The sequence below is a fragment of the Metallococcus carri genome (genome assembly GCF_011440275.1).
Classification (GTDB): Bacteria; Actinomycetota; Actinomycetes; order Actinomycetales; family Dermatophilaceae; genus Metallococcus; species Metallococcus carri.
Genome location: NZ_JAAOIV010000005.1, coordinates 60,279 through 77,180, shown reverse-complemented (window position 1 = coordinate 77,180; position 16,902 = coordinate 60,279). Strand labels below are relative to the sequence as shown.

General features: G+C 69.1%; 22 protein-coding genes and 1 tRNA gene. 10 read left to right on the top strand and 13 right to left on the bottom strand.

The window, feature by feature from the left end:
* The first annotated feature begins 34 nt into the window (after positions 1-34).
* Genes G9U51_RS08210 through G9U51_RS08195 form a run of 4 tightly spaced genes read left to right on the top strand, consistent with a single transcriptional unit; the run spans position 35 to position 2,305 of the window.
* Positions 35-811: a peptidoglycan-binding domain-containing protein gene (locus G9U51_RS08210; RefSeq protein ID WP_166195879.1), complete on the top strand. Its 777-nt coding sequence runs from the start codon at positions 35-37 to the stop codon at positions 809-811.
* Positions 808-1,527 carry a putative peptidoglycan-binding domain-containing protein gene (locus G9U51_RS08205; protein WP_166195877.1) on the top strand — a complete coding sequence of 240 codons (720 nt, stop codon included), beginning with the start codon at positions 808-810 and terminating at the stop codon, positions 1,525-1,527. The genes G9U51_RS08210 and G9U51_RS08205 overlap by 4 nt, the downstream gene beginning before the upstream one ends.
* Positions 1,524-1,889, top strand: a complete 366-nt coding sequence (locus G9U51_RS08200) for a hypothetical protein (protein ID WP_166195875.1) — start codon at positions 1,524-1,526, stop codon at positions 1,887-1,889. Before G9U51_RS08205 ends, G9U51_RS08200 begins: the two co-directional genes overlap by 4 nt.
* Entirely contained in the window at positions 1,886-2,305 is a 420-nt protein-coding gene (locus G9U51_RS08195) for a thermonuclease family protein (protein WP_166195873.1), read from the top strand. Before G9U51_RS08200 ends, G9U51_RS08195 begins: the two co-directional genes overlap by 4 nt.
* A 362-nt stretch (positions 2,306-2,667) precedes the next feature.
* Here the strand turns inward: G9U51_RS08195 and G9U51_RS08190 are convergent, their stop codons facing one another.
* From G9U51_RS08190 to G9U51_RS08170, 5 genes are all read right to left on the bottom strand, one after another.
* Complete coding sequence (locus tag G9U51_RS08190; RefSeq protein WP_166195871.1) at positions 2,668-3,348, bottom strand: type I-E CRISPR-associated protein Cas5/CasD; 681 nt, start codon at positions 3,346-3,348, stop codon at positions 2,668-2,670.
* The gene (locus tag G9U51_RS08185) at positions 3,345-3,731 is read right to left on the bottom strand and encodes a helix-turn-helix domain-containing protein (RefSeq protein WP_166195869.1); all 387 of its coding nucleotides are present in this window, start codon (positions 3,729-3,731) and stop codon (positions 3,345-3,347) included. Before G9U51_RS08185 ends, G9U51_RS08190 begins: the two co-directional genes overlap by 4 nt.
* Positions 3,732-3,760: 29 nt before the next feature.
* A complete protein-coding gene (locus G9U51_RS08180; protein ID WP_166195867.1) occupies positions 3,761-3,985 on the bottom strand; it encodes a hypothetical protein in 225 nt (74 codons plus the stop codon).
* Positions 3,986-4,093: 108 nt separating this feature from the next.
* On the bottom strand, positions 4,094-4,522 hold the full coding sequence (locus G9U51_RS08175) for a helix-turn-helix domain-containing protein (protein WP_166195865.1): 429 nt from the start codon (positions 4,520-4,522) through the stop codon (positions 4,094-4,096).
* A gap of 341 nt (positions 4,523-4,863) precedes the next feature.
* A complete protein-coding gene (locus G9U51_RS08170; protein WP_166195863.1) occupies positions 4,864-5,667 on the bottom strand; it encodes a tyrosine-type recombinase/integrase in 804 nt (267 codons plus the stop codon).
* Positions 5,668-5,923: 256 nt separating this feature from the next.
* Between G9U51_RS08170 and G9U51_RS08165 the strand changes: the two genes are divergently transcribed.
* The 3 genes from G9U51_RS08165 (at position 5,924) to G9U51_RS08155 (ending at position 8,621) form a co-directional block, all read left to right on the top strand.
* The gene (locus G9U51_RS08165; protein WP_166195861.1) at positions 5,924-6,310 is read left to right on the top strand and encodes a DoxX family membrane protein; all 387 of its coding nucleotides are present in this window, start codon (positions 5,924-5,926) and stop codon (positions 6,308-6,310) included.
* An 84-nt stretch (positions 6,311-6,394) separates the two neighbouring features.
* Positions 6,395-7,432, top strand: coding sequence for an L-threonine 3-dehydrogenase (gene tdh / locus G9U51_RS08160; RefSeq protein WP_166195859.1), 1,038 nt, complete (start codon positions 6,395-6,397; stop codon positions 7,430-7,432).
* 4 nt (positions 7,433-7,436) lie between these two features.
* Positions 7,437-8,621 carry a glycine C-acetyltransferase gene (locus G9U51_RS08155; protein ID WP_166195857.1) on the top strand — a complete coding sequence of 395 codons (1,185 nt, stop codon included), beginning with the start codon at positions 7,437-7,439 and terminating at the stop codon, positions 8,619-8,621.
* A 213-nt stretch (positions 8,622-8,834) separates the two neighbouring features.
* Here G9U51_RS08155 and G9U51_RS08150 read toward each other — a convergent pair whose 3' ends face one another.
* From G9U51_RS08150 to G9U51_RS08140, 3 genes are all read right to left on the bottom strand, one after another.
* Positions 8,835-9,746, bottom strand: coding sequence for an endonuclease domain-containing protein (locus tag G9U51_RS08150; RefSeq protein ID WP_166195855.1), 912 nt, complete (start codon positions 9,744-9,746; stop codon positions 8,835-8,837).
* A 167-nt stretch (positions 9,747-9,913) separates the two neighbouring features.
* Positions 9,914-10,210 carry a GroES family chaperonin gene (locus G9U51_RS08145; protein ID WP_235945780.1) on the bottom strand — a complete coding sequence of 99 codons (297 nt, stop codon included), beginning with the start codon at positions 10,208-10,210 and terminating at the stop codon, positions 9,914-9,916.
* A gap of 25 nt (positions 10,211-10,235) precedes the next feature.
* Positions 10,236-10,499, bottom strand: coding sequence for a DUF3618 domain-containing protein (locus tag G9U51_RS08140; protein WP_166195851.1), 264 nt, complete (start codon positions 10,497-10,499; stop codon positions 10,236-10,238).
* Positions 10,500-10,577: 78 nt separating this feature from the next.
* Here G9U51_RS08140 and bcp point away from each other — a divergent pair, with 78 nt between their 5' ends.
* Positions 10,578-11,048 carry a thioredoxin-dependent thiol peroxidase gene (gene bcp / locus G9U51_RS08135; RefSeq protein WP_166195849.1) on the top strand — a complete coding sequence of 157 codons (471 nt, stop codon included), beginning with the start codon at positions 10,578-10,580 and terminating at the stop codon, positions 11,046-11,048.
* Positions 11,049-11,060: 12 nt separating this feature from the next.
* Positions 11,061-11,142: transfer RNA gene (locus G9U51_RS08130), tRNA-Leu, on the top strand.
* A 1-nt stretch (position 11,143) separates the two neighbouring features.
* Here G9U51_RS08130 and G9U51_RS08125 read toward each other — a convergent pair.
* Positions 11,144-12,676 carry a molybdopterin-dependent oxidoreductase gene (locus G9U51_RS08125; protein WP_166195847.1) on the bottom strand — a complete coding sequence of 511 codons (1,533 nt, stop codon included), beginning with the start codon at positions 12,674-12,676 and terminating at the stop codon, positions 11,144-11,146.
* Between the two features lie 274 nt (positions 12,677-12,950).
* Here G9U51_RS08125 and hchA point away from each other — a divergent pair, with 274 nt between their 5' ends.
* A complete protein-coding gene (hchA, locus tag G9U51_RS08120; RefSeq protein WP_166195845.1) occupies positions 12,951-13,817 on the top strand; it encodes a glyoxalase III HchA in 867 nt (288 codons plus the stop codon).
* Between the two features lie 23 nt (positions 13,818-13,840).
* Here the strand turns inward: hchA and rdgB are convergent, their stop codons facing one another.
* From rdgB to murI, 4 genes are all read right to left on the bottom strand, one after another.
* A complete protein-coding gene (gene rdgB, locus G9U51_RS08115; protein WP_166195843.1) occupies positions 13,841-14,446 on the bottom strand; it encodes an RdgB/HAM1 family non-canonical purine NTP pyrophosphatase in 606 nt (201 codons plus the stop codon).
* Positions 14,443-15,198: a ribonuclease PH gene (gene rph / locus G9U51_RS08110; RefSeq protein ID WP_166195841.1), complete on the bottom strand. Its 756-nt coding sequence runs from the start codon at positions 15,196-15,198 to the stop codon at positions 14,443-14,445. The genes rdgB and rph overlap by 4 nt, the downstream gene beginning before the upstream one ends.
* An 86-nt stretch (positions 15,199-15,284) precedes the next feature.
* Entirely contained in the window at positions 15,285-16,070 is a 786-nt protein-coding gene (locus G9U51_RS08105) for an MBL fold metallo-hydrolase (RefSeq protein ID WP_166195839.1), read from the bottom strand.
* Positions 16,067-16,897, bottom strand: coding sequence for a glutamate racemase (murI, locus tag G9U51_RS08100; RefSeq protein ID WP_166195837.1), 831 nt, complete (start codon positions 16,895-16,897; stop codon positions 16,067-16,069). Before murI ends, G9U51_RS08105 begins: the two co-directional genes overlap by 4 nt.
* Positions 16,898-16,902: the final 5 nt, after the last annotated feature.

Sequence of the window (16,902 nt, the reverse complement as noted above, 5' to 3'; positions counted from 1 at the left end):
GGCGCAGGGGGTTTCGTCATGAAAGGAGGCGCCCATGTCGGCGCTGACCATCCTGTCCCGCAACGGCATCCGCGCCAACGCGGACGCCCTGATCACCGCCGCCAACAAGGTCGGCGTCCCCTTGTGGATCGCTGCCGCGTTCTGTGAGCAAGAGTCCGGCGGCGCCAACGTGTACGGCAACGACCGCGGCGGTGCCATGGCCGGCGCCGGCGCAGTCACAGAAACCAACTACCGGCAGTTCCTCCAACTGGTCAACAGCGGTCACACCAGCAACGGCGTCGGCCCGTTCCAGATCACCTACAAGGGCTACTTCGCCCAAGCCGCCCAGCAGGGCCTGCGGCTGTGGCTGCCGCTCGACAACATGATCTTCGGGCTGCGGATCGTCAAGTCCTACCTCGGTGGCCACACCGACGACGCCACCCTGAATCGGGCCGGGCAGCGGTACAACTCGGGCCGGCCCGACGGCGCCCCCTTGTATGGCGCCTCGATCGTGAAGCGCGCCACCCGGTGGCGTGGCCTGCTCGCCGGCGTCAGCACCACCCCGGCGACCCCGCCAACCACGACCGCACCGGCCGGGTTCAAGGCGGGCGCGACGCTGCGCCGCGGCTCCACCGGTTACCGAGTGAAGGCCCTCCAACAGGGCCTGCGCGGCCGCTTCAACTCACAGGTCGCCGTCGACGGCGACTACGGCGCCTACACCGAGGGCGCCATCAAAGCCGTGCAGAAGCTCGGCCGCCTCCAGATCGACGGGGTCTGCGGCCCCGCCACCCAGCAGTACCTCTACTCACGAGGAGTCGTGATCCCCCAATGACCTACCGCAGCATCGCCACCAGCCAACCGCAGGTCACCCACGAGACGATCCGCAGTTTGTTCGTTGAGCGCGTGTTCGTCCCGGCCGCCGGCAAGGCCGCCCTGGTCTACGAGGACGGGGTCTACGACCCGGTCGACTACGGCAAGCACGTCGACCAGACCGCCGCCGGCTACCAGAAGACCTGGCACACCGAGCTCGCCCAGTGGTTCGGCCAGACGGTCGCATTCGCCGCCGACCTCAACTGGACCGGCGCCGGTTCAGAACGCGACTGGTTCTACGCGAACATCGTCCCCAAGCTGAAGCACTGGGGGCTCGGTTTCCACTGGGAAACCAATCACCTGCACATCGACGTCGGCCAATATTCCAACGACGGCGCCCGCTGGTACCGAGGCGGCTGGGAGGGCAAGCCCGCCTGGGACCGGTCCTCGGTCATCGCCTGCGACGGCGTGTGGGGATACAGCACCACCCGATCCCTGCAGAAGCTGCTCAAGGTCGCCCAGACCGGCTCCTTCGACCGGGCCACCATCGTCGCCCTGCAGAAGTGGCTCATCGCCCGCGGCGCCCGAGTGAAAGCCGACGGCATCGTCGGTCCCGCCACGAAGGCCGCCATGCAAGCCGCGCTCGGCACGAGCTCACCTTGGGGGTCGACGTGGTTCACCACCGTGCTGCAGGTCCGACTCAACGCCACCCACTGGAACGGAAGGGGCAAGCTATGACCAACACATCCACTGACAGCTACACCAAGCCGCAGCCCGTCGCCAAGAGCTACCGTATCCAAGCGGCACTCACTGGCGTGTCGACGGCGCTCGTCGGTGCCGGCGCGCTGAGCCAGAACGAAATCGTGACGTGGGCGGCGTTCATTGTCAGCGTCGTCGCTGCCGGGTGGGCCGGATATAACGGCACCAGCAGTGGTGTTGCCTCGCAGGTCGTGCCCAACTCCGACGTCGCCGCATATCGTGCTGCCGGCGGCGCGCTCGTCGCCGGACCCGCAGCCGACGTCGGGCTCGGTACTCCGGTCGAGCAGCCCGTCGCACAGGCCACCGCGACAGACGACCCGGCGGGACCGGGCCAGCCGTGACCGAGCCGCTCGCCGCGGTCCTCGCGCCCGACCAGTCGTATGCCGCCACGGTCACCCGGGTGATCGACGGCGACACCCTCGACGCAGACGTGACCCTCGGCTCGCTCGAACTGGCGGGACTGGCCATCATGCTCGTGCTGCAGGAGCTGCGCATCCGGCTGCGCGGGTGCAACGCCGCCGAGATCCGCACCGAGGGCGGTAAGGCCGCGAAAGCTCACCTGGCTGAGCTACTCCCGGTCGGCGCACCGATCACCCTCACCCGGGTGACGCCCTACAAATACGGCATCGAGGTCGTCGCGGCGATCCAGACGCGCACCAGCGTCGACCTGATCGCCGACCTCATCGCCGACCAGTGGGTCGCACCCTGGGACGGCACCGGCACCCGGCCCGTCCCGCCCTGGCCGCGCACCGTGTGACGCCATGCCTCACCACCCGGTCACCCGCTACAGCGTCACCCCGGGCGTCCTGCACCATGGTCGCTGCCCCCGGTGCGGTCAGTGGCACCGGATCGCTGAGTCCTGGATGGTCCCCGACGACCCCGACCAGCCGATAGTGCCGGCACCCCCGTGGGCGCACCCGAGCACCTGCCCGCGGTAGCCGCACGACAAAGAAGGCCCCGCTCCTCCATCACGGAGGGGCGGGGCCATTTTCGTTATGTCCCCGCTACGCGGGGAACGGGCGAGCCGTAGCTGCCCCCACTCTAATTACTCATGGGCTATGCCCGCTACGCGGGCCAGGCCGACTCGCGCCAGCCTCGCCGGCAAAGATAACGCCCCGGTCACCGCCCGTCCATACCTGCCACGACCGCGAAGAAGTCGACGACCTCCCGACCGAGCGGGTTGTCGATGGTGACACTCTCCAGCCAGTCGTCCGGGATCAGCGTCTCCCGGTACGGGAACACCGGGTACAGCGACAGCGCCACGACAGGCGGGCACGTGCGGCGATACCAGTCGGAGGCAAGCCACGGGTGAGCCCGCGCCACTTCCTCACCGTCCCGGTCATCGAGGCCGAGCAGGATCGGCAGCGTCGGCGGGTACTCCCGCCGTCCCAGGTACAGCGGCCACCGCGGCGCCACCAGCGCATCCGCTACCTGCTCGAGCAGGCCTCGGTCGCCGGACACGGTCACCAGGAAGGCCGCGTCGTCCACCACGCCCTCGACGAGCGGCTGCGAGTACACCCGGCCGTTGCCGTCACGCCTGCGGGTGACGCGGAACTCCCGGGCGAGATGCCCGGGCTGATCCTCACGCACCAGGTACTCCAGTGCCCGCAGGTCCGACATGTCGGTGCCCCGCTCCCGCCCGAGCGCGCACCCGACGAAACCGACCAAACCGGTCCCGGTGGGCCGCGTTCGGGCGCTCGCATGAGGTTGCTGCGGCCATGTCGGGTTCGGCGTGATCGCCAGTTTTCGGCCCGCCCACGCCTGGGTGGGCGCGGCCAGGCGCAGCAGCAGCGTGGTCATTGCGGGTCCTCGTCTCGCAGGTAGCGCACCCGCAGGCCGGGGATCTTCTGCGCGACCCGGCCCATCGCGGCCCGGTGCCAGCCCGCCGGCCAGTCCAGGTCGGGCCACTCGTCCCGGTATGCCGCATCGCTGGGGTAGGTGATCACCCACTGCGACCCGTCCTCGTCCGGCTCGGTCAACTGCAGCTCGGCGACGACCTTGTCCACGAAGTCGTCAGTGGCGTCCTGGATCGAATACAGGTCGGCGGCGGCGCCGTCAGGGATCGGGGCTGCACCTGCCTCCCAGCGGCGGATCGTGCGCTCAGCGACCCCGAGCTCACCGGCGAGCCACTCCATCGTGACCCCCAGCCGCTCGCGGGCAATGCGGAACTCCGCGGCCGTCATGACCGCGGAGCCCGTTCGTGTGGTGTCGCTCACTGAGCGCCCCGCTCGGTGGCGACCCGCTCGACGATGGCCCAGAACTCCTCGGTGCCGATCGTGTCGGTGTAGTACTCGAGCTCGTCGAGGTACCAGGTATCGACCGGGGCGGCGTCCAGGATCGCGTCGGTGATCGCGTCGACCGTCTCGGTGTCGTACTCGCCGGCGAGGGCGGGCTCGATGACCTGGGCGCGGATGTCGAGGTCGGTGAGGGTGTTCATGGCTTCCCCTTCGGGGTCTCGGTCTGGGGCTGCTCCCCTGACCTGATGACACCAATCTATGTCCTAAAACAGGACATGACAAGAGTTGGGAATGTGATCTGCATCACATCATGCACCCTTGCTCCCGGTAACGTCGGCAGCGCGCACGACATATGCCTTGCCGACCTTGGTGGCAGCGATGGCACCGGAGTCGATGCGCTGCAGGATCGCCTGCCGGGTCACGCCGAGGCGTTCTGCCGCGTCGGCGACGCTCAGGAGCTCGGGGATGGGCGGGCGCCCCTGCGCGCGGTCGACGTCGGCGGTGGGTGCGACGTTGACGGCGACGGCCGGCGAGCCGAGCGCGTCGGCGACGACGGCGACGGCGGTCTGTGTTGCCTGCCGGAGGGTCTCGGCGTCGAGGGTGATCGTGGCTTCGAGCCGGCCGAGCACGCTGGTGCCGATCGCGCCGTGGTACGCCTCGAGGGCATCGATGGCGGCGTCAAGGTCGGCCGGAGTGCGACGGGCCGCGGTTTCGACGGTCGCGGTGTAGCTGGTCATGGTGTGCTCCCTGCGATAAGCGTTGCTGGTGGGAAGATGAGGTCCCTTCCTTCACCGCTGAGGCGGCCAGCGGAAGCCCGCCCGGCGAGCCCTGGCGAGACTGTTCAGCCAGGACCGGCGATCGCTCGGGGTGCCAGAGAACGTGGTCACCAGCTTCCCGTCGCGGTATACGACAGGGTGTCCCTTCTTCGAGACTGTGACCTCGAACCCCTGCGCCTTGAGCGCCTGAACGATCTTCCGCAGGTCCTTGTGCATCTTTCCACCCCCCTCTCTCGTTGACAAGACGATTCTACTACGTAGTTTGTCGTATGACAATACGAGAGGGGGGAAACTCAGAAATCTCAGGCGGCGGCAGCGTTCATCGCCGCCCGCACGGCCGCCTCATCGATCTTGGTGTAGATCGCCGTCGTCTCCGGCTTCGCGTGCCCGAGCAGCTCCTGCACCGCGCGCAGGTCACGCGTCGCCCCGTACGAGACCGTCCCGCACCGGTGCCGCAGCGTGTGCGTGGTGTAACCGTCCGGGAGGTGCTTCACCACGATCTTGCCCAGGTGGTGCGGCGTCAGGTGCTTGCCGTGCGGCGAGGGGAACAGCCACCCGGCCGGCGCTCGCACAATCGTCGCGGCGAGCGGGTCGGGCAGCGGCACCATCCGGATGTGGCCGCCCTTGCCTTCGACCCGCAGGGTGTAGCCGATCAGCGCCGGTTCGAGATCTTCACGGCGCGCTCGAGCGATCTCCCCGCGGCGCAGCCCACACTGCGCAGCGAGCTGAATCGCCATCAGCGCCCGCGGGTCGCGCGAGGCGCTCGCGATCGCGGCCCGGTAGGCGTCCTCGGGTGTCGGGCGAGGCAGGCCTCGAGGGACGCGCACGGGCGGAAGTAGGTGTGCCGGCGACGCTGCGGCGCGCCCGGTGGCGAGCCGCCATGACCAATACGAGCGCAGGCTCCCGCGGTAGGACCGGCGAGTGTTGGGCGCCCACTCGTGCGCGGCGAGCCACTCGACCAAGTCGTCGAACGTGACCGCGCCCGGGTCGTCGTAGTCGGCCGCCAGGCGCTCGAGGTGGTACGTGCGCATCTCGACGGTGGTCTGTGGTCTGCCGGTGGCTTTGAGGTAGCCACCCCAGCGCTGGATCTCCCATCCCCTTGTCATGGAGTACCCCTACCAGGTGTGACTCAGGTCACGCCGCCGGTTCGTCGCAAATCACCCGCCGGGGCGAATCCCCCGGGAAGTCGATCACGTTGTCGCTGGTCAAGCTGAAATGCTCCATATCAGCGGGTTTGGGGTTCGAGTCCCTGATGGCGCACCACCCACCTTCGAGGCCCCGCCGGGCATGGTCCGGCGGGGCCTCGAACATCTCCCCCCGGCCCCTGGGCTCGGGTGCAGCTGCGGTCGTAAGCTCCCCATCATGAACCCGCTTCGCATCCCCGCCCGCATGCTCACCGGCTCGACCTATGCGCTTCTCGGGTATGACGCCGCCACCAACCCCGGCGGCCGGGTCCAGGCCGCAGCGCCCACCCTGGCCGCGATCCGGCAGGTGGTGCCGATTCCGAATGACGACGAACTGCTCGTCCGGGTCAACGGCGGCGTGATGGCCGTCGGCGGCACGATGATCGCCCTCGGCATCCGCCCGCGCCTGGCCGCGCTCGCCGTCGCCGGTGCCCTCATCCCGACCACGATCGCCGGCCATGCGTTCTGGAAGATCGAGGACCCCGCGCAGCGCAAGATGCAGCAGACCCAGTTCGTGAAGAACATGGCGATGCTCGGCGGTCTGCTCTACGCCGTCATCGACTGATCGTCCGGCTGACCGGCCGACCGGCCGTCGGCGCGGACCGGGGCGGTCCGGCATACCCGATCCGGTAGGGCAGAATCGGCGAACGTGCGCGCACTCGTCAAGACCGACGCCGGTCCCGGATTGCAATTGCTCGACGTGCCCGAACCCGAGGCGGGCCCGGGTGAGGTGAAGATCCGCGTGTTGCGCGCGGGTCTGTGCGGCACCGATCTGCACCTCGAGCAATGGGACGACTGGGCCGCGAGTGTGGTCAGGCCGCCGCTCACGATCGGTCACGAGTTCTACGGCGAGGTCGTTGCCGTCGGTTGCGGGGTCACGAATGTCGCTGTCGGACAACGGGTTTCGGGTGAAGGTCACGTCGTCTGCGAGGTATGCCGCAACTGCCGTGCCGGCCGGCGTCACCTGTGCATCCGCACCAGCAGCGTGGGCGTCAACCGCGATGGCGCGTTCGCCGACTATGTCGTGATCCCCGCCTCGAATGTCTGGGTGCAGCCCGAGGACATCGATCCCGACCTCGGTGCGGTCTTCGACCCCTTCGGCAATGCCACCCACACCGCGCTGTCCTTCCCGATGGCCGGCGAGGACGTGCTGATCACCGGCGCCGGACCGATCGGCGTGATGGCGGCCGCGATCGCACGTCACGTCGGCGCCCGGCATGTCGTGGTGACCGATGTGTCCGACTACCGGCTCGACCTGGCGCGCGGCGCGGGCGCCGACCTCGTGATCAACATCGGCCGCGACACGATCGCCGGCGCGCAGCGCGCGCTTGGCATGCGCGAGGGCTTCGACATCGGCCTGGAGATGTCCGGCAACCCGGTCGCGGTCGCCGACATGATCGACAACATGAACCACGGTGGCCGGATCGCGATGCTCGGGCTGCCCAAGGACCCCTTCCCCGTCGACTGGGGCAAGGTGATCACCCACATGCTCACCATCAAGGGCATCTACGGTCGCGAGATGTACGACACGTGGTACGCGATGAGTTCGATGCTGTCGACCTCCGCGCGGCTGCGCGAGGCGGTGCGCTCGGTGGTGACCCACCGGGTGCCCGCGGACCACTGGCAGGACGCCTTCGCCGCCGCCCGATCGGGCGAGTGCGGCAAGGTCGTCATGGATTGGAGCTGATCCGATGTACCCCGTCAAGGACGATCTGCGCGCCGAGCTCGACGACATCGAGCAGGCCGGCCTGACCAAGCACGAGCGTGAACTCACCTCCCCGCAGTCGGGGCACGTGACGACCGCCTCGGGTGAGGCGCTGAACTTCTGCGCCAACAACTATCTCGGCCTGGCCGACCACCCCGAGATCGTCGCCGCGGCGCGAGATGCGTTGCAGCAGTGGGGATTTGGTATGGCGAGCGTCCGGTTCATCTGCGGCACCCAGTCCCAGCACCGGGACTTGGAGCGGGCGATCGCGTCCTTCGTCGGCACCGACGACGCGATCCTGTATTCCTCCTGCTTCGACGCCAATGGCGGCATCTTCGAGGTGCTCTTCGGCGCTGAGGACGCGATCATCTCCGATGAGCTGAACCATGCCTCGCTGATCGACGGCATACGGCTGTCCAAGGCCGCTCGTTATCGCTACAAGAACGCCGACATGGACGACCTGCGTGCTCAGCTGGAGGCTGCCTCGGGTGCTCGCCGCAGGGTCATCGTCACCGACGGGGTCTTCTCGATGGACGGCTATTTCGCTCCGCTGCAACAGATTTGCGATCTCGCCGAGGAGTACGGCGCGATGGTCATGGTGGACGACTCACACGCCGTGGGCTTCGTCGGCGAGGGCGGTCGTGGCACGCCGGAATATTGCGGGGTGATCGACCGGGTCGACATCGTGACCGGGACGCTCGGCAAGGCGCTCGGGGGTGCCTCCGGTGGTTATGTGGCCGCGCATCAGGAGATCGTCGACCTGCTGCGGCAGCGGTCCCGGCCCTACTTGTTCTCCAACGCGGTCGCACCGTCGGTGGTGGCCGGGTCACTGAAAGCCCTTGAGCTGGCTCGGGATTCGTCATCCGGACGAGCGGCCTTGGCGCGCAACGCCGAGCTCTTCCGGTCGCTGATGACCGGCGCCGGCTTTGAGTTGCTGCCGGGCGAGCACGCAATCATCCCGGTGATGTTCCCCGGCGACGACGGTGCCCGCAAAGCCGCTCAGATCGCCGACGCGATGCTGCGTCGTGGCGTCTACGTGATCGCCTTCTCCTATCCGGTGGTGCCCAAGGGGCGGGCCCGCATCCGGGTGCAAATGTCCGCCGCGCACTCCGAGGACGATGTGCGGGCGTGCGTGCAAGCGTTCATCGACGCCCGCGACGACGTGGGCTGACACCCCCCACCCGCCACACCCCGGCGCGTCGCCGTCACCCGTTGACGGCGACACGCCGACCACCCGCCTCACCCAGGCGCGTCACCACCACCCGTTGACGGCGACACGCCGAACACCCGTCACGCCCCGGCGCGTCCGCGCCACCCCGTTGACCGCGACACGCCGAACACCCGTCACGCCCCGGCGCGTCGCACCGTCAGTGGGTTGGCGCAATCACGCAGCCGACGGGAAGAAGCGACGCCAGGCCCGGCCGATGGCCACTTCGGGCGCACCGGCCGCGACCAGGGCGTCCACGATCCGTCGCAACACCTCAAGCGGCTTGGTGTGCAGGTCGCTCGAGGTAATCACCACGAACCGCCAGCCCTGAGCTTCCAGGTCTTCACGTCGCACGATGTCCGATTGCCATTGCGCAGCGCGTTCGATGTGGTGGCGCCCGTCGAACTCGATGGCGACCTTCCACTCCTCGTAAGCCAAATCGATCCGACGCTCGCGTCCGGCGCCGTCGGTGCACTCCAGGTTTACCTGGGGCTCCGGAAGGTCTGCGGTCACGATGAGCAGTCTCAACCTCGACTCGTAGGGCGAGTCGACCCGCTCCCGCGCGAACGCGACGATCTCGCGCAGCCGGTCGCCGGGCCGGCCTGGCACGGCACAGACCGCCTCCGTGAGCGCGTCCAGCCCCAGCGCGGTTCGTCGCAGCAGCGAATCCGCGAGCACCAAGCCGTCGACGAACGTCAGATGCGCGGCGCCGTCGATGAACGTCTGAGCAGGAGTGGTGATCGGCAAACCAGACCACTCAGTCAGCGGCGGACGGAGCGCGTACCGGTGCAGCGTAATGTCGGGCTGGCGAGAGGCCACCCGTTGCAGCGTGCCGAGGTGGATGCTTCCGCTGCTCGGCGCCGCTGCACCCCAAATGCGCGCGGCCGTTGTGCCACAGACGAATTCGGCTGCTGGCATCACCTTCACCGCGGCGTGGACGTCGAGCAGCTCTGAATCGGGAACCCGCGCATCGACATAGCAGTTGCGTCGCACCCTGCGGTACTTCGGCGAGGTGAGTTGGCTGCGAGTGATGCCCCGCAGCTTCGCTTCGGCTGCGGTGAACGGCAGCCGGATGTCGAACTCGTTCATCGCTGCAGGGTCGCAGCTTCCGGGCGACCGACCCCCAAGTTATCCACAGGCGCCGACAGCCCCCGCGCGTCGGCGTCGCCCGTTGACCGCGACACGCCGACCACCCGGCTCACCCCGGCGCGTCACCACCACCCGTTGACGGCGACACGCCGAAACAAGACGCGCGCCTAGAGGTAGAGCCCGGTGTTGCCGTCGTCGACTCGGCGCGCCGCGACGGCGTGCAGGTCGCGCTCGCGCAGCAACACATAGGTCGCCTGCTTGATCTCCACCTCGGCGCGCTCCTCGGGATCGAAGAGCACCTGGTCACCGAGTTGCACCTGCCGCACATGCTGACCGACGGCCACCACCTCGGCCCACGCGAGTCGTTTGCCCACGCTCGCGGTCGCCGGTATGACGATGCCGCCGCCGGACCGTCGTTCGCCGGCTTCGGTGTCGGGCCGCACGAGCACGCGGTCGTGCAGCATGCGGATCGGGAGGGAGGAGGCTCCCTCAGCCACGGGCGCGGCGCAGCAGCCCGAGCAGGAGCAGCCCGGCGCTCGCGCCACCCAAGATGGTGGCGAGCTTGTCCTGACGCAGGTCGCCGTCGGCGGTGCGCAGCGTGTCATCCGCCTTGAGCTTCACCGACTCCACCTGCCGCTTGGCGATCTCCTGGGGGCGCGCGCGGAACGCGAGCTCATCGATCGTTCCCGCGAGGCGTTCGCGGGTTGCCTGCAGGTCGGCCTCGATCTGCTTGGCGGACGGCTTGTCGGCCATGGGTCACTCCTTGGGCATCGGGTACTGCCTGAGACGATAACGCAGCCCGCCCGTGCCCATGCGCCCCCAGGAGGAAGAATGCCCAAGCTCGAGATCGGCGACTCCGCTCCCGACTTCCGTCTCACGGCCGCCGACGGATCGGCCGTGTCGCTGGCGGACTACCGCGGCAAGCACCTGGTCATCTTCTTTTACCCCGCCGCGATGACCCCCGGTTGCACCAAGGAGGCGTGCGACTTCCGCGATTCGCTCAGCACGCTGCAGGGCGCCGGCTACGAGGTGGTCGGCATCTCACCCGACGCGCCGGCCAAGCTGGCGAAGTTCGTGGAGAAGGAGTCGCTCACCTACCCGCTGCTGTCCGACGAGGACAAGGCGACGTTGACGGCATACGGGGCCTATGGCGAGAAGAAGCTCTACGGCAAGACGGTCACCGGGGTGATCCGCTCGACGATCGTGGTGGACCCCGAGGGCAAGGTCGAGCTCGCGAAGTACAACATCAAGGCGACCGGCCACGTCGCCTCGCTGTCCAAGGCGTTGAATCTCGCCGGATAGGCTGACCGGCACGCGCGAGTGGCGGAATTGGCAGACGCACCAGGTTTAGGTCCTGGCGCCTTCGGGTGTGCGGGTTCGACTCCCGCCTCGCGCACTCAGCGGACTGTCACCGAGATCGTGTGATAGCCGGTCGACCCGTCCGGCGCCGGGGGCGCCTCCTGCGCGATCTGGACCGCGCCGCTCGCGTCGATCGCGCGGACCTTGACCGTATGCCGTCCGCTGGTCGCCTTCCAGCGCACCACCCACTGCCGCCATGCGTCGATGGTGGCTTCGGTGCCGAGCTCCGCGGGCTGCCAGGGGCCCGAATCCACTTGCACCTCAACGGCTTTGATGCCGCGATGCTGCGCCCAGGCCACCCCGGCGATGGCGACGGTGCCCGCGTCGACGGTGTCGCCGTCGGCCGGGACGTCGATGCGCGAGGAGGTCTTGACCGGGCCCTTGGCCGACCAGCCGCGCGGCGTCCAGTAGCCCTGATCGGCGGCGAAGGTGGTGACCTTGAGCTCGACGACCCACTTGGTCGCCGAGACATAGCCATAGAGCCCCGGCACAACCAGCCGCACCGGGAAGCCGTGCTCGGGCGGCAGCGCGCGGGAGTTCATCGCGACGGCCAGCAGCGAGTTGCGGTTGTCGGTGAGCGCCTCCAGCGGGGTGCCGGCGGTGAACCCGTCCGAGCTGCGGGACAGCACCATGTCGGCGCCGGGCTTCACCCCGGCCTCCTTGAGCAGCTCGCGCACCGGCCAGCCGGTCCAGATGGCGTTGCCGTTGAGTCGCCCGCCGACCTCGTTGGACACGCACATCAGGGTGATCAGCGCCTGCTGCATCGGCTTGGCGAGCAGTTCGTCCCAGGTGAGGGTGATCTCGCGCTCGACCATGCCGGTGACCTTGAGCTGCCACTGCGCCGGGTCGATCTGCGGCACGCTCAGTGCGGTGTCGATCCGGTAGAACTGGCCCCAGGGGTCGAGGAAGGGGGTCACGCCGGGCACACCGACCGATACGCCCGACGGGATCCGCACCGGCGTCTTGACGAAGGGCACCACGAACGCTTTGCGGGCGGCGTCGACCGCTCGGGCCGATCCGGACACGACCCGCCCGGCCACGATCCCGAGCACGCCGAGCGCAGCTCCCCCGGCACCGAGCCGCAGGAGCGCCCGTCGATCCGGGCCGGTCGCGCCCTCGGAGGTCCCCCGCGCCCGGTGCCACCAGGCACGCAGGGTGAGCAGGCCGGCATACGCCCCGACGAGCAGCGGGACGGGATCGAAGGCACCCGAGTCGGGCCGGGTCACGATCGCGAGCGCCGCCACCGCGACGAGCACGACGAAGAGCGTCACGCCGGCGGCGAACCGGCGGAAGGCGAGCAGGCCAACTACGGCGCTCAACACGGTCAGCACCAGCGAGATGCCGATGAGCAGCACGGTCTTGTCGGCCGTGCCGAAGGTCGAGACGGCGAAATCCTTCAGCCACGGTGGAGTCCGGTCGATGAACGCGCCGCCGACCGACAGCACCGGGGAGCCCGCACCGGAGGACCAGCCGAATCTCGTCAGCAGTCCGGCGAGCAGCTCGGCGAGGCCGAGGGTGACCAGACCGGTGACCAGGCCACCGACGATCGCCCGCCAGCGCGTCGCGGTCATGCACACCTCCCCGGAACTGTTCGGACTTCAGAATCCCACGCGAGGGGATTCGGAGCCCGCGCCCGGTGGGATGGGACGGCTGCTCGGCGCGTCGCGGTCAACAGGCGACGCCGACGCGCCGAGACGAAGCGGGCCCTCGGCGCGTCGCGGTCAACAGGCGACGCCGACGCGCCGAGACGAAGCGGGCACTCGGCCCGTCGCGGTCACCAGGTGAACGACGAACAGCAGCGGCCGATGGCCCCGAGTCTCCCGCAGCATGCGAGAGGGTGACGTCATGACCGACAACACCGCCTCCCAGGACCGCAACCCGACGCCTGACCCGGCGGAGGACAACGCGTTCTTCCCCAGCCCCTACTCGCTGAGCCAATACACCGCAGACAAGACCGATTTCGACGGCCTCAGCACCGAGGACACCTATGCCGGTGGCAGGTGGAAGGTCCTCACGATCGCGACCGGTGAGCGCTACATGCTGATGAAGAACGGGACGTTCTTCTCCACCGGCAACCATCCGGTCGAGACCCTGCTGCCGCTGCACCACATGCTCGAGGCCGGGTATGACGTCGACGTGGCGACCGTGTCGGGTGGCCCGGGCAAGTTCGAGTGGTGGGCCTATCCCAAGGACGACGAGGCGGTGGCCTCGGCCTGGCGGCGGCTCGAGGACAAGTTCAAATCGCCGCGCACGCTCGCGGACGTCATCGCCGGTGGCCTCGACGACTACGCCGCGATCTTCATTCCAGGTGGCCACGGCGCCATGAACGTCATCCCGTTCAATCAGGATGTCCAGGCTGCGCTGGAGCATTTCCTCGACAACGACAAGCTCCTGGTGACGCTCTGCCATGGCCCGGCCGCACTCCTCTCTGCGAGCATCGGCCGCGACACCAATCCCTTTGCGGGATACCGGATTACGGCTTTCCCAGACTCGCTGGACTTCGGGGCGAACCTCGAGATCGGATACCTGCCGGGTGAGATGCCGTGGAAGCTGGGCGAGACCCTTCGCAAGGAAGGCATCGAGATCGTCAACGAGGACATGACGGGCGCGACCACCCGGGACCGCAACCTGCTCACGGGTGACAGTCCGCTCGCCGCGAATCAGCTGGGCAAGGACGCCGTGGCAGCCCTGCTGGAGAAGTTCGGCAACTGAGGCGGACGCGGGGCGATCGCGGGTCAGCTCATCAGGGCGACCAGCTGTGGCAACAGGGCGCGAAACGCCTTGCCCCGGTGGGAGATCGCGGCCTTCTCGTCGGCGGTGAGTTCGGCCATCGTCCGGCCGTCCGGCAGCTCGAAGATCGGGTCGTAGCCGAAGCCGTTGTCGCCGCGCTGGTTGCGCGTCAGCCGACCGTCGACCCGGCCCGCGACCGCGACCGACCGGCCGTCCGGCCACGCGAGCACGACACTGCAGTGGAAGGCCGCGGTGAGCAGGTGCTCCGGCACATCTCGGGTCTGCGCGAGCAGCAGGTCGATATTCGCCTGGTCCGCCCCGTGCCGGCCAGACCAGCGGGCCGAGAAAACCCCGGGACAGCCGTTCAGCACGTCGACGGACAGTCCCGAATCGTCAGCAACCGCAGGCAGATTCGTCTCGCGCGCGACCTGGTGGGCCTTGAGCGAGGCGTTCTCCTCGAAGGTCACCCCGCTCTCGACGACATCCTCCAAGTGCGCGTATGACGCGACGCTCACCACCTCGAGCGCGGCCAGCCGGTCGTCGGCGGCGACGAGATGCTGCAGCTCCGCGAGCTTGCCGGCGTTGCGGGTGGCGAGGACGATCGTGCTCATCGCACTCGCTCGCGCGGGGCGGTGGCGAGCGCGGCCTGCTGGGCGGCGGTCAGGTCGTCGATCCCCTTGGCCGCCAACGCGAGCAAGGCGTCGAGTTCGGCGCGGTCGAAGGGCGCACCCTCGGCGGTGCCCTGCACCTCGACGAAACCGCCTTCGCCGGTCATCACGACGTTCATGTCGGTCTCCGCGGTGGAGTCCTCGGGGTAGTCCAGGTCGAGCACCGGCGTGCCACCGACGATGCCGACGCTGACCGCGGCGATCGAGCCGGTGAGCGGCTTGGCCCCGGCGGCGATCAGGCCACGCGCGCGGGCGTCCTCGATCGCGTCGACCAGCGCGACATACGCCCCGGTGATCGAGGCGGTGCGGGTGCCACCGTCGGCCTGCAGCACGTCGCAGTCGAGCACGATGGTGTTCTCCCCCAACGCTTTTGTGTCGATCACGGCGCGCAGGCTGCGGCCGATCAGACGGGAGATCTCATGGGTGCGGCCGCCGACCTTGCCCTTGCGCGCCTCGCGGTCAGAGCGGGTGTTGGTCGAGCGCGGCAGCATCTCGTACTCGGCGGTGACCCAGCCGGTGCCCTGCCCCTTGAGCCATCGCGGCACGCCCTCGGTGAACGACGCCGCACACAGCACGCGGGTGCGGCCGAACTCCACCAGCACGCTGCCCTCGGCGTGGTCCAGCCAGTTGCGGGTGATGCGCACCTCGCGCAGTTGGTCGGGGGCGCGGCCGTCGTGGCGGGGGGAACTCGTCATACGGGCCAGCGTATGGCGCCCGCTCACCCCGCCTGCGCGCCGACCCAATCCGCTGGGTCGCGCCGGACTTGATCGTGCTTGCCGACTTAGATGTCGTATGCCGTGCCGGCGCGGGCCAGTTCGACCTCACCCGGCCACACCGCGGCCGCCTGGGATCGGCATACCTGGGGGTCGTTCCACGGCGGGATGTGGGTGAGCATCAACCGGCTCACGCCACCGGCGGCGACGGCCGCTTCGGCGGCGCGGCGGCCGGACAGGTGGATGTCGGCGACCTCGTCACGACCATCGACGAAGGCCGAATCCATCAGTGCGACATGGGCATTCGCGAGCAGCGGGGTGAGTGCGGGGCACGCGTCGGTGTCACCGGTGTAGGCGAGCACCCGGCCGTCGGCCTCGACGCGCACCCCGAACGCCTCCACCGGGTGGTTCATCAGGTGCGGGGTGATCGTGAACGGACCGACGGTGAACGCCCGGCCGGAGGTGAGCACCCGGAAGTCGAACTCGGTGTCCAGGCCGCGCGGATCGATCGCCTCGGCATAGGTCACCCCGTTGGCGCGCGACATCCGCGCGGCGGTGTCCTGGGGCCCGTAGACCGGCAGCCGGCCGGGCAGGCCGCCGGTGCCCGGGTGATATTTGCGCACGACGAACAGACCGGTCAGGTCCAGACAGTGGTCGGGGTGCAGGTGCGAGATGACGATCGCGTCGATCTGGTCGAGCGCGACGAACCGCTGCAGCGGGCCGAGCGCGCCGCTGCCGAGGTCGAGCACGAGATTCCAGGTGCGCCCGTCGTGCTCGGCCTGCAACAGATAGCAGGACGCCGCCGAGTCCGGGCCGGCGAAGGACCCGGAGACGCCGATCGGGATCAGCCTCACGAGACCACCACCTGCGTCGCCGGCTGGAACTCGCGGGTGAAGACGTGGTCGAACTCCGGCCCGAGGCCAAGGAAGCGGCGCGCGAGCCGGCGGAACTCCTCGGCGTTGCCGGTGGTGGTGAACGACAGCCCCGGTGCGGGTAGGTCGTCCGGGCGCAGCGCGTCGGCGTCGGCCAGCACCCGGTAGACATCCTTGGCGGTCTCCTCCGCCGAGGACACCAGCGTGACGTCGTCGCCCATGACATAGGAGATGACGCCGGTCAGCAGCGGATAATGCGTGCACCCGAGGACGAGAGTGTCAATCCTTTTGTCCCGCAACGGTTCCAGATAGTCACGCGCCGCGGCGAGCAACTCCGGACCGCCGGTGATCCCAGCCTCGACGAATTCCACGAAGCGCGGACACGGCTGGGAGAAGACGTCCAGCTGAGGCGCCGCGGCGAAGGCGTCGAGATAGGCCTTGGACTGGTGGGTGCCCTTGGTCGAGATCACGCCGATGCGGCCGTTGCGCGTCGCTCTCGCAGCGCGGCGGACGGCGGGGCGGATGACCTCGACCACCGGCACGTCATACCGCTCTCGCGCGTCGTGCAGCACGGCCGCGCTCGCGGTGTTGCAGGCGATCACGAGCACTTTCACACCGTGCGCGACCAGGCGATCCAAACACTCCAGCGCGAACGCGCGCGTCTCGGCAATCGGCCGCGGACCATAGGGCGCACGGGCGGTGTCGCCGAGATAGGCGACCGACTCGTGCGGCAACTGATCGAGGACCGCGCGGGCGACGGTCAGCCCGCCATACCCACTGTCGAAGATCCCGATCGGCGCGTCAGACACGCCTT

What these genes read in the sequence shown, in the direction of transcription:
- G9U51_RS08210 (WP_166195879.1), top strand. Translation starts at nt 35, where the DNA reads ATGTCGGCGCTGACCATCCTGTCCCGCAACGGCATCCGCGCCAACGCG.
- G9U51_RS08205 (WP_166195877.1), top strand. Translation starts at nt 808, where the DNA reads ATGACCTACCGCAGCATCGCCACCAGCCAACCGCAGGTCACCCACGAG.
- G9U51_RS08200 (WP_166195875.1), top strand. Translation starts at nt 1,524, where the DNA reads ATGACCAACACATCCACTGACAGCTACACCAAGCCGCAGCCCGTCGCC.
- G9U51_RS08190 (WP_166195871.1), bottom strand. Translation starts at nt 3,348, where the DNA reads ATGACCACGCTGCTGCTGCGCCTGGCCGCGCCCACCCAGGCGTGGGCG.
- G9U51_RS08185 (WP_166195869.1), bottom strand. Translation starts at nt 3,731, where the DNA reads ATGACGGCCGCGGAGTTCCGCATTGCCCGCGAGCGGCTGGGGGTCACG.
- G9U51_RS08180 (WP_166195867.1), bottom strand. Translation starts at nt 3,985, where the DNA reads ATGAACACCCTCACCGACCTCGACATCCGCGCCCAGGTCATCGAGCCC.
- G9U51_RS08175 (WP_166195865.1), bottom strand. Translation starts at nt 4,522, where the DNA reads ATGACCAGCTACACCGCGACCGTCGAAACCGCGGCCCGTCGCACTCCG.
- G9U51_RS08170 (WP_166195863.1), bottom strand. Translation starts at nt 5,667, where the DNA reads ATGACAAGGGGATGGGAGATCCAGCGCTGGGGTGGCTACCTCAAAGCC.
- G9U51_RS08165 (WP_166195861.1), top strand. Translation starts at nt 5,924, where the DNA reads ATGAACCCGCTTCGCATCCCCGCCCGCATGCTCACCGGCTCGACCTAT.
- G9U51_RS08155 (WP_166195857.1), top strand. Translation starts at nt 7,437, where the DNA reads ATGTACCCCGTCAAGGACGATCTGCGCGCCGAGCTCGACGACATCGAG.
- G9U51_RS08150 (WP_166195855.1), bottom strand. Translation starts at nt 9,746, where the DNA reads ATGAACGAGTTCGACATCCGGCTGCCGTTCACCGCAGCCGAAGCGAAG.
- G9U51_RS08145 (WP_235945780.1), bottom strand. Translation starts at nt 10,210, where the DNA reads ATGCTGCACGACCGCGTGCTCGTGCGGCCCGACACCGAAGCCGGCGAA.
- G9U51_RS08140 (WP_166195851.1), bottom strand. Translation starts at nt 10,499, where the DNA reads ATGGCCGACAAGCCGTCCGCCAAGCAGATCGAGGCCGACCTGCAGGCA.
- bcp (WP_166195849.1), top strand. Translation starts at nt 10,578, where the DNA reads ATGCCCAAGCTCGAGATCGGCGACTCCGCTCCCGACTTCCGTCTCACG.
- G9U51_RS08125 (WP_166195847.1), bottom strand. Translation starts at nt 12,676, where the DNA reads ATGACCGCGACGCGCTGGCGGGCGATCGTCGGTGGCCTGGTCACCGGT.
- hchA (WP_166195845.1), top strand. Translation starts at nt 12,951, where the DNA reads ATGACCGACAACACCGCCTCCCAGGACCGCAACCCGACGCCTGACCCG.
- rdgB (WP_166195843.1), bottom strand. Translation starts at nt 14,446, where the DNA reads ATGAGCACGATCGTCCTCGCCACCCGCAACGCCGGCAAGCTCGCGGAG.
- rph (WP_166195841.1), bottom strand. Translation starts at nt 15,198, where the DNA reads ATGACGAGTTCCCCCCGCCACGACGGCCGCGCCCCCGACCAACTGCGC.